Source organism: Nocardioides bigeumensis (genome assembly GCF_039531755.1).
GTDB classification, from domain to species: domain Bacteria; phylum Actinomycetota; class Actinomycetes; order Propionibacteriales; family Nocardioidaceae; genus Nocardioides; species Nocardioides bigeumensis.
Map to the genome: position 1 here is coordinate 268,917 of NZ_BAAAQQ010000011.1, position 11,647 is coordinate 280,563.

11 protein-coding genes are annotated in these 11,647 nt (G+C 71.6%); 4 read left to right on the top strand and 7 right to left on the bottom strand.

Annotated features, from left to right (window positions below; all coding sequences use genetic code 11):
- Window positions 1-9: 9 nt before the first annotated feature.
- From ABD295_RS10430 to ABD295_RS10450, 5 genes are read right to left on the bottom strand one after another with little or no spacing between them, the layout of a single operon-like run.
- Complete coding sequence (locus ABD295_RS10430) at window positions 10-273, bottom strand: RNA-binding S4 domain-containing protein (RefSeq protein ID WP_344303641.1); 264 nt, start codon at window positions 271-273, stop codon at window positions 10-12.
- The gene (locus ABD295_RS10435) at window positions 270-1,559 is read right to left on the bottom strand and encodes a DUF445 domain-containing protein (RefSeq protein WP_344303642.1); all 1,290 of its coding nucleotides are present in this window, start codon (window positions 1,557-1,559) and stop codon (window positions 270-272) included. Before ABD295_RS10435 ends, ABD295_RS10430 begins: the two co-directional genes overlap by 4 nt.
- 16 nt (window positions 1,560-1,575) lie before the next feature.
- Window positions 1,576-2,736: an ABC transporter ATP-binding protein gene (locus ABD295_RS10440; RefSeq protein ID WP_344303643.1), complete on the bottom strand. Its 1,161-nt coding sequence runs from the start codon at window positions 2,734-2,736 to the stop codon at window positions 1,576-1,578.
- A gap of 22 nt (window positions 2,737-2,758) precedes the next feature.
- Window positions 2,759-4,429 (bottom strand): ABC transporter permease, encoded by a 1,671-nt coding sequence (locus ABD295_RS10445; protein ID WP_344303644.1) that lies wholly within the window; start codon window positions 4,427-4,429, stop codon window positions 2,759-2,761.
- A 23-nt stretch (window positions 4,430-4,452) separates the two neighbouring features.
- Window positions 4,453-5,472: an extracellular solute-binding protein gene (locus tag ABD295_RS10450; RefSeq protein ID WP_344303645.1), complete on the bottom strand. Its 1,020-nt coding sequence runs from the start codon at window positions 5,470-5,472 to the stop codon at window positions 4,453-4,455.
- A gap of 89 nt (window positions 5,473-5,561) precedes the next feature.
- Here ABD295_RS10450 and ABD295_RS10455 point away from each other — a divergent pair, with 89 nt between their 5' ends.
- The 4 genes from ABD295_RS10455 to ABD295_RS10470 all read left to right on the top strand — a co-directional run bounded on the left by ABD295_RS10455 (window position 5,562) and on the right by ABD295_RS10470 (window position 9,884).
- Window positions 5,562-5,957, top strand: coding sequence for an FAD synthase family protein (locus tag ABD295_RS10455; protein ID WP_344303646.1), 396 nt, complete (start codon window positions 5,562-5,564; stop codon window positions 5,955-5,957).
- 62 nt (window positions 5,958-6,019) lie between these two features.
- Window positions 6,020-7,534, top strand: a complete 1,515-nt coding sequence (locus ABD295_RS10460; protein WP_344303647.1) for an MXAN_6640 family putative metalloprotease — start codon at window positions 6,020-6,022, stop codon at window positions 7,532-7,534.
- A 28-nt stretch (window positions 7,535-7,562) separates the two neighbouring features.
- Window positions 7,563-9,200, top strand: coding sequence for an MXAN_6640 family putative metalloprotease (locus ABD295_RS10465; protein WP_344303648.1), 1,638 nt, complete (start codon window positions 7,563-7,565; stop codon window positions 9,198-9,200).
- A 9-nt stretch (window positions 9,201-9,209) separates the two neighbouring features.
- Window positions 9,210-9,884, top strand: a complete 675-nt coding sequence (locus ABD295_RS10470; protein ID WP_344303649.1) for a TetR/AcrR family transcriptional regulator — start codon at window positions 9,210-9,212, stop codon at window positions 9,882-9,884.
- Window positions 9,885-9,927: 43 nt separating this feature from the next.
- On the opposite strand, the gene ABD295_RS10475 is transcribed toward ABD295_RS10470, so the two are convergent.
- Window positions 9,928-10,320 carry a cyclic nucleotide-binding domain-containing protein gene (locus ABD295_RS10475; protein WP_344303650.1) on the bottom strand — a complete coding sequence of 131 codons (393 nt, stop codon included), beginning with the start codon at window positions 10,318-10,320 and terminating at the stop codon, window positions 9,928-9,930.
- Between the two features lie 27 nt (window positions 10,321-10,347).
- Window positions 10,348-11,634 carry an aromatic ring-hydroxylating oxygenase subunit alpha gene (locus ABD295_RS10480; RefSeq protein ID WP_344303651.1) on the bottom strand — a complete coding sequence of 429 codons (1,287 nt, stop codon included), beginning with the start codon at window positions 11,632-11,634 and terminating at the stop codon, window positions 10,348-10,350.
- Window positions 11,635-11,647: the final 13 nt, after the last annotated feature.

An 11,647-nucleotide genomic window follows, 5' to 3' on the forward strand; every position in this document is an offset into this window, starting at 1 on the left:
GCCGGGGCGTCAGCCCACGTGGGCGCCCCGCCGACCATCGGGACCGTTCACGACCACGATGTCCCCAGTGACGAGCTGGCGACCCCGGCGGGTCTCGATCTGTCCGTTGACCTCGACGTCGCCCTCGGCCACCAACGCCTTCGCGTCGGAGCCCTGGTCGACCAGGTCGGCGAGCTTGAGGAACTGGCCCAGCCGGATCGTGCCCTCCCGGGTGGGCACGATCACCGGCTGGGCCGGCTCCTCGTCGTCCGTCCCGGGAACCTCGCTCGTCATGGCAGCAGCACCGTGAACGTGTGGATGAGCACCCCGACCAGCCCGCCGACGATCGTGCCGTTGATCCGGATGAACTGCAGGTCGCGCCCGACGTGCAGCTCGATGCGGCGCGAGGCCTCCTTGCCGTCCCAGCGCTCGATGGTGTGCGTGATGACGGTGGTGACCTCGGCGCCGTAGCGCTCGACCGCGAAGACCGCCAGGTCCGCCGCCGTCAGGTCGAGCCGCTCGCGGAGCTCCGGGTCCTCGCGCAGGCGGGTGCCGAACGTGTCGACCTCGGACTGCAGCCGCAGGCGTACGGCGCCGGCTGGGTCACGCAGCGATCCCAGGAGGGCCCGCCGGAACGACGTCCACAGCGACACCGCCGAGGTGAGCACCGCCGGGTGCTCCAGAAGGCGGTCCTTGAGGCGCTCGGTGCGCTCGCGGGTGTCGGGGTCGACGAGCAGGTCGCGCGCGAGCTGGGCGAGCATCGAGTCGAGCGCGCCTCGCGCGTGGTGCTGGGGGTCGGCTCGGATGTCGGCCACCCAGCGCACCACCTCGAGGTGGATCCGCTTGGTCACCGCCTCGTTGACCTTGTCGGGTGCCCACCAGGGCGCGCGTTCGGACAGCATCCCGGTGAAGGCCTCGCGGTTGACGCGCAACCAGTCGTAGAGCTCGTCGAGGGCCAGGTCGACCAGGCCGTGGTGCAGGTCGTCGGCCACCATCTCGGCCAGCAGTCCGCCGAGCAGCGGCGAGATCGGCTCCTCGCGGAACCTCGGCACCAGCGCGGTGCGGACCAGGTCCTCGACGTGGTCGTCGCGCACCTTGTCCAGGCCGAGGGTGGCGACCTCCGCGACCTCGTCGACCAGCCGTCGTACGTTGGCCGGGTCTGCGAGCCACTCCCCCACCCGCAGCGAGATCCGCGCGGCCGCGGTGCGCTCGCGGATCACACCCTCCTGCAGGAAGTTCTCGCCGAAGAACTCCTCGAGGCCCTTGCCCAGCTCGTCCTTGCGCTTGGGCACCAGTGCGGTGTGCGGGATCGGCAGTCCGAGCGGGTGCTTGAAGAGCGCGGTGACCGCGAACCAGTCGGCGATCGCGCCGACCATCGAGGCCTCGGCTCCCGCGTTGACGAAGCCCAGAAAGCCGTCCTGTCCCCTGGTCGCGACGTACACGATCGCGGCGAGGACCAGGAGCCCCACGGCGACCGTGCGCATCCGCCGCAGCCCCCGCCGGCGTGCCTCGTCGGCTGCGGGGTCGGGGGTGATCATCGACAGGCTGGGGCCGGGCGATTCGGACGTGGTCGCGGTCATCGCGACCGATTGTTCCTCACGACCGAAGTGTCGACCGACCCCGCGGTGCTGCATCGCCGTCGGCGGGGCCGGCCACGTCGGCCGGCGAAGTCACGGCGCGGTCGCCGCGCAGCAGGGTCGGGGTCAGGCCGGGTACGACGCTCGCCGTGACCGGTGCGCCCACCGGGTGCCGCACCGCGTGGGGCTGCCAGGAGCGCAGCGTCCGCCCAGAGGTGAGGCGCACCGTGTGGAGCACGAACGCACCGTGGTACTCGACGTCGGTGACGACCCCCGCGCCGGCGGTGGCGTGGTCGGCGCCGGCAGTGAGCGCCACCTCGTGCGGCCTCAGCACCACCTCCACGTCCGCGTCGGTCCCGCCCCATCCGGGCAGCGTCGACACGATGCCGATCTCGCAGGTGAGCAGCGCCCCTCCTCGCTCTGGGTGGACGTGGGCCGGCAGGAAGTCCGCGTCGCCCATGAACGACGCCACGAACCTCGACGCGGGTCGCTCGAAGACCTCCTGCGGCGTCCCGGTCTGCTCCACCCGGCCCGCCCGCATGACGACCACCCGGTCACCCACCGAGAGCGCCTCGGTCTGGTCGTGGGTGACCAGCACCGCGGTCGTGCCGGTCTCGCGCAGCACCCCCACGAGCTCGGCGCGCACCTGGGCGCGCAGCGTCTCGTCGAGGGAGGAGAAGGGCTCGTCGAGGAGCACGACCGTCGGCTCGGGGGCCAGCGCCCTGGCCAGGGCGACCCGCTGCTGCTCGCCGCCGCTCAGCTCGTGGGGGTAGCGGCCTGCGAGGTCGCCGAGCCGGACCAGGCCCAGCACCTCGCGCACGCGCGCGTCGCGGCGCCCGCGCTCGAGTCGGTCGAGGCCGAAGGCGACGTTGCGGGCGACGGTGAGGTGCGGGAAGAGCGCGTGGTCCTGGAAGACCAGCCCGACCCGCCGGCGCTCCGGCGGCACGAACCCGGCAGGGCCGGCGACCTCGTGACCGGCGAGGACGATCGCGCCCGTGTCGGGTCGCTCCAGGCCCGCGATCAGCCGCAGCACCGTCGACTTGCCGCAGCCGGAGGGGCCGATCACGGTGACCAGCTCTCCGTCCAGGACGTCGAGGTCGACGGCGTCGACGGCCGGGACGGCGCCGTAGGTCTTGGTGACGCCCAGCAGCCGGACGGCCGGACGCCCGAGGGGCGTCACGGCGGAGCTCGTGCTCGGCCGGTCAGCTCCCACGACGGGCCCCCTCGTCGACCGCCCGCACCTGCCGGAAGAGCAGCACCACCGGGACCAGCGCGAGCAGCACGATCAGCAGGGCGGGCAGCGCCGCCAGGCTCCAGAAGTTCTCCGCGGCGAGCTGGTAGACCCACACCGACACCGTGGTGAACCCGAACGGGCGCAGCAACAGCACCACCGGCAGCTCCTTGACCGCGTCGACCGCGACCAGCACCAGCGCCACCGCGATCCCGGGCCGGACGAGCGGGAGGTGCACCCGCGTCAGGACGCGCCGCGGCGGCGCGCCGAGCGCGAGCGCCGACTGCGTCATCGAGGGCGAGACCTTGGCGAACGACGCGTCGACCGCTTGGTAGGCCGGACCGAGGAAGCGCACGGCATAGGCATACAGGATGCCCGCCACGGAGCCGGTGACCAGCAGGCCGGTGCCGCCGGGCACGCCCAGCGCCTCGACGAGGTCGTCGACGGCCGCGAAGAAGAGCAGGGTGCCGATGCCGACGACGGCGCCCGGCACGGCGTACCCGAACGTCGTCAGCCCGGCGAAGCCGCGGACGACCCGGCCACCGCCCAGCTTGACCGCGTGGCCGATGAGCACCGCCAGCGAGCAGCAGACGACGGCGGCAAGGGAGGCCACGACGACGGAGTTGACGAGGTACTCGCCGAAGCGGGCGTCGATCGACGCGGTGCCGTCGCTGGCGAACCGCTGCACGCCCCACCCGGCCAGCCGGCCGACCGGCACGAAGAAGCCCGCTGCCAGGGTGAGGAGGCACGCCGCCAGCGCCAGCCCACCTCGCCAGCCGGCGAGCGTCACCGCGTCGCTGGGGGCACCTCGGCCGGGCTGGGTGAAGCGGGCCCGGCCGCGCATCATCCGCTCCCCCGCCAGCACGGCGAGCGCGAAGAGCAGGACCAGCGAAGCGAGCTGGACCGCGGACCCGAAGTCGTAGGTGCCCCGCCACACCGAGTAGACCCCGACGGACACGGTGCGCACCCCGAAGTACTGCACGGTCGCGAAGTCCGTGAGCACCTCCATCATCACCAGCGCGAGCCCGGCTGCCAGCGAGGGCCGCGCCAACGGGAGGAGGACCCGGAAGAACGTGCGGGCGCGACCGGCGCCGAGCGTGCGGGCGGCGTCGCGGGTCCGGGGGCCCTGCTCGACGAACGCCGCGCGCGCCAGCAGGTAGACGTAGGGATAGAGCGTCAGCGACATGACCACCACGCAGCCCGGCAGCGAGCGCACGGACAGCCCGGCTCCGTCACCGAGCACGGCGCGCACGGCCCCCTGCACGGGTCCCGCCTCGTCGAAGGTCGAGAGGAAGACGAAGCCCAGGATGTACGCCGGCATCGCCAACGGCAGCACCAGGAGCCAGACCATGGTGTCGCGGCCCACGAAGCGGTACGCCGTCACCAGCCAGGCCAGACCCGCACCGACGACCAGCGTCCCCACTCCGACGCCGAGCATCAGCAGCAGCGTGGTGACGACCATCCGGTCCAGGTCGCGGGGCCACGCGGGCGCGGAGCCCCGGGTCACGTCGACGAGGACGGCCAGGACCGGCGCCGCCACGAGCAGGGCGACGACCACGACCGCGACGGACCAGGGCGTGCGACCGCGCCCGGGGACGCGGCGTACCGCGCGCGACGGCGTGGTCGTGGCCAGCTCTGTCATCGCGACTCCGGCGGTCTAGGCGCTCAGCCGTCGTACCCGAGGTCGGCGAGCAGGGCGACGGCAGCGGCGTTGTTCTCGCCGTAGGCCTGGGCGTCGAGCGTCATCGGCGTGAACTCGCCGAAGGACGCCACCAGCTCGTCGGGTTCGACCGACGGGTTGACGGGGTACTCGTGGTTTCCGCCGATGAAGTCGTGCTGGCCGTCGGTGGCCAGCCACTCGATCAGCTCCTGCGCGTCGGCCTTGTTGTCGCTCGTCGCCACGACCCCGGCGCCGGAGATGTTCACGTGGGTGCCCTCGCCCTCCTGTGACGCCCAGAACAGCTTCACGTTCAGATCCGGCTTCTCGTCGAGCTCGCGGGCGACGTAGTAGTGGTTGACGATCGCCACGTCGCAGGTGCCGGCGTCGACCGCCTCGATCAGCAGGATGTCGTTGCTCATGATCTGCACGTCGTTGTCGAGCCAGCCCTGCACGATGTCGCGCGCGCCCTCCTCGCCGTGCAGCGCGATGAGCGAGGCCACGAGGGACTGGGTGTAGGCCTCCTGGGAGTCGCGCATGCAGAGGCGGCCGCTCCACTTGGGGTCGGCCAGCCCGCCATACGTGTCCTCCGCGTCGAACTCGGCCGGGTCGACCGCATTGGGGTTGTAGAGCACCGTCCGCGCGCGCACCGCCAGGCCGAACCAGCGGTTCTCGGGGTCGCGGTACTCCGCTGGCACGGCGTCGTCGAGCGCCGGGCTGTCGATCGCCTCGAGGACTCCCTGGTCGGCGGCGTTCCAGAGGTTGCCCGCGTCGACGGTCATGTAGACGTCGGCCGGGCTGTCGTCGCCCTCAGCCTTGATCCGCTCGAGGAGAGCGGCGTCCTCGTCGAAGATGAACTCCACGCTCTTGCCGGTCTGCTCCTCGAACTCCTTGAAGGCGTCCTCGACGTCGTAGTGACGCGCGGAGTAGACCTGGATGTCGGCGGGCGGGTCGAACACGCTGCAGCCGCTCGCGGCGACCGCAGCGCAGAGCGAGAGGGCGGTGCCGAGCAGGGTGGTGCGCCGCATGATGAGGTCTCCTCAGATCGAGCAAGGTGAGGCTAGCCTAACCTGGCCTCGTCTGCGCCCGACCGCGGGTGGGTGGAACAATCCCGCGCATGCCTCGCACCGTCTTGACGTTCGGCACCTTCGACGTCTTCCACGTCGGCCACCTCAGGGTGATCGAGCGGGCGGCCGCGCTGGGCGACCGCCTGGTGGTGGGGGTCTCCGCCGACGCGCTCAACCTGCGCAAGAAGGGTCGTGAGCCGGTCTTCTCGCAATCGGAGCGGATGGAGATCGTCGGGGCGCTCAAGGTGGTCGACGAGGTGTTCGTCGAGGAGAGCCTCGAGCTCAAGCGCCACTACCTCCAGGAGCACGCTGCCGACGTCCTGGTGATGGGAGACGACTGGAAGGGCCGCTTCGACGAGTTCGGCGACATCTGCGAGGTCGTCTACCTCTCCCGCACTCCGGCGATCTCGACCACCGCCTTGATCGAGAAGATCAGCAACACCTGAGCAACCCTGAGCATCCACCGCTGACGCTGCCCTTGGCACCGCCCCGGCCCTATCCTCTGCAGGTGACCCGTCGTGCCCGCGCCACTGCCGCGCTCGTCGTGATGTGCGTGGCCGGACTCATGTCGGCCGTGCCGGCCAGTGGCGTGCCGGACCGGCCGGCACCCGGGCCTGGCACGACCCCTGCCGTGCTGGCCGACGCCCGCCTCGCGCTCCGCGGCGGCGACGCGACGCTGGCCCTGACGAAGCTCCGCCTCGCCTACCCGACCCTTTCCAACGCTGCGCGGGAGCAGGCCGACCGGCTGCTCGCGCGACCGACCGATGGCGCCGCGGACCCGAACCAGTTCGGGTGGTCGGTCCCGGAGGCGCCGCCGGTGTGCTCGGCGACGTTCTGCGTCCACTACGTCCCGACCGGCGAGGACGCGCCACCCCCGGCCGACGCGGACGCCGACGGCGTCCCGGACCAGGTGACCACGACGCTGGCCACCATGGAGTCGGTGCTCGACCACCACACGCGGGTCCTGGGTTACCGCCCGCCGGTGCCCGACGGCACCCTCGGCGGCGGCCCGCAGTTCGACGTCTACCTCTCCCAGCTCGGTGCCCGCGGCCTCTACGGCTTCTGTGCGGCCGAGAACCGCGCCCCCGGACAGCGCTTCGTCTACTCCGGCTACTGCGTCCTCGACAACGACTTCGTCGAGTTCCCGCTCGGTCCGCTGCCGAGCCTCCAGGTGACGGCCGCCCACGAGTTCTTCCACGCCATCCAGTTCGCGTACGACGCCGGCGAGGACGGCTGGTTCATGGAGTCGACCGCCACCTGGGTCGAGGAGCGGTACGGCGACGACATCGACGACAACCGGCAGTACCTCCGCCACGGGCAGCTGGGCAAGCCGAAGGTCCCGCTCGACCTCTACGACATCGGCGGTGAGGGCCAGTACGGCAACTGGCTCTTCTTCGAGCGGCTCAGTCAGCGCTACGGCGTCGACGCGGTCCGGCGGATCTGGGAGCAGGCCGACGCCACCCGGGGGGCGCCGGACCGGTTCTCCACCGCGGCGGTGGCGCGCGTCCTCGGCCGCGAGGGCACGTCGCTGTCCGAGTTCTACGCCGACTTCGCCGCGGGCAACCAAGCACCAGCCGCGTTCTACGAAGAGGGCGCGTCCTACCGCCGTTCGCCGGTCATCCGCACGGTCAAGCTCCGCAAGGGCAGCGCGGACCTGCGCGAGCGACGCCGACTCGACCACCTCACCAGCGCGGCGTACCGCTTCGAGACCAGCAGCTCGCTGCACGGGAAGTGGCGCCTGCGGATCAAGGTCACCGGCCCGCCCGCGGCCGCGGGGACGGCGGCGGACGTGCTGCTGGCCCGCAAGGACGGCACGGCCTCCCTCGTGCGGCTGCGCATCAGGGCCAACGGGACCGGAGCGCGCAGCGTGGTGGTCGACAGCAGGCTCGACTCCGCGACGCTGGTGCTGGCCAACGCGTCGACCCGCTTCAAGCCCTGCTGGAGGCAGACGGGGTACTCCTGCCAGGGCACGCCTCGCGACGACGGTGCGACGTTCGAGTTCACCGCGTCGCTGCGGCGGTGAACCAACCGTCGCCTAGGGTCGTCTGAAGGTGAGCGGCGGTTCCTTCGAGCCCGCCCACCCGCCCAGCCCGCCCACCCGCCCAGCCCGCCCGCCCAGCCCGCCCCCGCACCCCCGCCCCGACGCCAGAAGGATCTCCATGCTGCGCCGTACGCCTGCCCTGCTCGCCTCGACGCTGGCTGCGGCGATGGTCCTCGCCGGCGCGACGACGGTGGTCGCAGCGCCCGCAGGCGCGACGGACCCGCGTCCGTCCGGAGTGTCGGAGTCGCAGCGCGTCGCCGTGCGCGCGCTGGACGTGGCCGAGCGGGTCATGGACGGCCGGGCGTCGCCGCGCGACCCCTCCGCGACGTTGGCGCTGCGCGACCTCTGGAGCTCGCTCGAGTCGCTGCCCCCGGCGGAGCGCGCCGACGCCGAGGCGATGCTGGCCCGGCCGACCGACGGGCCGGGCGACCCCGTCGGCTTCGGCTACACCGTGCCCTCGGTGAAGAGGTGCGCCAAGGACGTGTGCGTCCACTGGGTCAGGTCGACCGCCGATGCAGCGAGCAAGAGGTGGGTGCGTAAGACCCTCAAGGAGATGCAGCGGGTCTACAAGGCGACCACGAAGGACTACGGCTACCGCAAGCCGCTCAAGGACGGCAACCGGGGCGGCAACGACAAGTTCGACGTCTACCTCAAGGACGTCGGCCCGTTCGGCCTCTACGGCTACTGCGCCACCGAGAAGCGGGTGCAGCGGTTCCTGGCCACCGGCTACTGCGTGCTTGACGACGACTACTCCCGCACCCAGTTCCCGCGGGCCCCGAAGAAGAGCCTCAAGGTGACGGCGGCGCACGAGTTCTTCCACGCCGTGCAGTACGCCTACGACGCCGAGGACGACCGCTGGCTGATGGAGGCCACCGCCACCTGGATGGAGGAGCGGCTCGCCGACGGCGCCAACGACAACCGGCAGTACCTCCCCTACGGCCAGCTCGCCGACCCGAGCCAGCCGCTCGACGTCAGCGGCGGCGGCACGCTCAACCAGTACGGCAACTGGGCGTTCTTCGAGTTCCTCAGCAAGAAGTACGGCAACGCCGTGGTCCGCCAGATCTGGTCGCGGATGGCCGCCGACCGGAAGTCGCCCGACGACTTCTCCATCGAAGGCGTGGCCAAGGTGCTGCGCACGCACGGCGGTCTCCCCAAGGTCTTCGCCGAGTACGCCGCCGGCAACACCGTGCCCGGGCGCACCTACCCCGAGGGCGGCCGCTGGCCGAGCGCCGCCATCGGGGCCCAGCTGACCCTGAGCAAGACCACCCGCTCGATCGCCCCGTACCCCGTCGCGCTGAACCACCTGACCTCGCACAACGTCGTGCTGCGACCCGATGCGTCGCTGTCGAGGAAGTCGTGGCAGCTGAAGCTCAAGATCGCCGGGCCGAAGCGCCGCACCGCGCCCGCGGCGTACCTGCTGATCGACAAGCGCAAGGGCAAGGACGAGAAGCGCTACGTCAAGCTGGACCGCAAGGGTCGGGCGACGGTCAAGGTCGCCTTCAGCTCCAAGCGGGTCAAGAAGGTCACCGTGACGATGGTCAACGCGTCGGCGCGCTACAACTGCTTCAAGCAGGCCACCTGGTCCTGCCAGGGCGACCCGCGCGACGACGCGCAGACCTTCGTGCTGGACGCCGCCGTGCGCAAGTAGGGTCCGGGCATGACGGGCGAGACGGCGGCGGGACCCGACCGGCCAGCGGCGGGACCCGACGAGCCGACGGTGGGACCCGGCGAGCCGGCGACCGACCGGCGCCGCCGCGGGCGACCTGGCTACGACCAGAAGACGGTGCTGGACCGCGCCATCACCCTCTTCAACCGCCAGGGCTACGACGGCACCAGCATGGGCGACCTCGCGCGTGAGCTCGGCTTCTCGAAGTCCGCGATCTACCACCACGTGCCCAGCAAGCACCACCTGCTGCAAGAAGCCCTCGACGAGGCGCTCGACGAGCTCACCACCATCGTCGCGGCGGCGACCGCGCGTGACGACGGCCGGCCGGCGTACGAGCGGCTGCGTGAGGTGGTCGAGCGCAGCGTGCACGTGCTGGTGGCCCACCAGCCCGCGGTGACGCTGCTGCTGCGGGTGCGCGGCAACAGCGAGCCCGAGCTCACCGCCCTGCGCCGTCGACGCGACCTCGACGCCCAGCTGGCCACGCTCGTCCGGGCGGCCATGGACGAGGGGGCCCTGCGCACCGACCTGTCGCCCGAGCTCGTCAGCCGGCTGCTCTTCGGCATGGTCAACTCGCTGATCGAGTGGTACCGCCCCGACGGCGAGTTCGACGCCGACTCCCTCAGCGCTGCCATCGCCACCCTGGCCTTCCGCGGCCTCGACGCCTGACCGCGCGAGTCGCAGCGCGGGATGACCTCACGCCGGGTCGGCGTCAGTCGCGCGAGAGCCGCTCCTGCGCCATCGTCTTGGCGTGCGCCGCGAACTCCGGGCTCGACTCCGCGAGGTCGTTGAAGTCCCAGACGGTCATGGTCAGCAGCCGCATCGGGGTGATCGCGACGACGTTCGCGGTGCGCTTGCCGCGCTCGAGGACGCCGATCTCGCCGAACGTGGCGCCGGGGCCGAGGGTGTCCACGTGCTTGTCGTCGACGGTGACCGCCGCCAGGCCGTCGCGCACGACGAAGAAGTGGTAGGCGAAGTCGCCCTGACGCGCCAGGGGCGTGCCGAGGACGACGTTGACCTCGTTGAGGCGGGTGGCGGCCTTCTCGCGGACCTCCCCGTTCACGTTGGCGAAGAGGGGGATCGTCAGCAGGTCGTCAGCGTCCACGAGGTAGAGGTTGGTGCCTCGCCGGGGTCACGTCAACGAGCCGGCTTCGGTCGCGGTCTCAGGCTCCGTCACCGTCTCGGTCACCGTCTCGGTCTCTGGGGTCGCACCGGCGGTGGCCTCCCCGGTCACGATCGAGGGGCGGGCGTCGTCGGCACGCCCCAGCCCGGCGTACGCGCGGGCGATCCGGCTGACGAACTGGTAGACGCCGTCCTCCTCCGGCGCCAGCGGTCCGGGGATCGCGTGCGGGCTCTCCAGTCCCCGCTGGACGGACTCGCAGGCGGCCCAGTCCTGGCGGTTGGTGAGGTCCCAGAAGTCGACGGCGTACGACGGGTCGAAGCCCTCGCGCTCGGCGACGGCCTTCGGGAACGCCCACGAGCACTCGACGAACGTGCGCCCCGCGGAGATCGGCCGCAGCGTGTGCGTCATGACGTAGTCGGGGTGCAGGCTGATGAGCAGGTTGGGGAACGCGACGAGGTACATCACCGTCCGCTGCTCCATGTCGTTGAGTCCCTCGATGAACTGGCCGCTGCTCTCGCCCGAGAACGACATGCTCTCCGCGTGGTCCATGAGCGCCATCCAGCCGCCCATCCACTCGCCGTCGGGCGCGAGGTTCTCACCGCTCTGCGGCGGGCTGACCTGGCACAGCTCGGGGTGGATCGAGGAGCAGTGGTAGCACTCCTGGTAGTTCTCGACGATGGTCTTCCAGTTCGTCGCCAGCTCGTAGGAGTGCGTGTCGACGGTGACCAGGTCCTCGGGACGGTAGTTGGCGACGATGCCCTCGAGCCCCGCGGCGTGCTCCTCGAACGAGCCTGCCTCGCCGCTCGGGTCGACGAAGAGCCAGCCGTGCCAGTTGACGGCGTTGAGCTCGACCAGCCCGAACTCACTGGTGTCGAAGCCCTCGACCTTGCGGAAGTCGCCGGGGGCGACCCGCAGCGACCCGTCGAGCTTGTAGGTCCACGCGTGGTACGGGCACACGATGTGCTTGTTCTTCACCGTGGCACCGCACGCGACCAGCTCGTGGCCGCGGTGCCGGCAGACGTTGGCGAACACCCTCAGCTGGTCGTCGTCCCCGCGCACGACCAGGGCGCTGCCCGCACCGGTCTCGACGGCATGCTGGGTGCCGGCCTCGGCGAACTTCTCGGCCCGGCCCAGGCAAACCCAGCCGGCGAAGATGTTGGCCTGCTCCCAGGCGAACACCGCCTCGTCGACGTAAGCCAGGCGCGGCAGCATCCGCGACTGCCCGAACGGCGCATGGGCCGCAGCGACCCCGTCCGCAGGGAGAGGGGCCAGGGTTCCGCGGAGTTGATTGAACATGCAGTCAATCCTA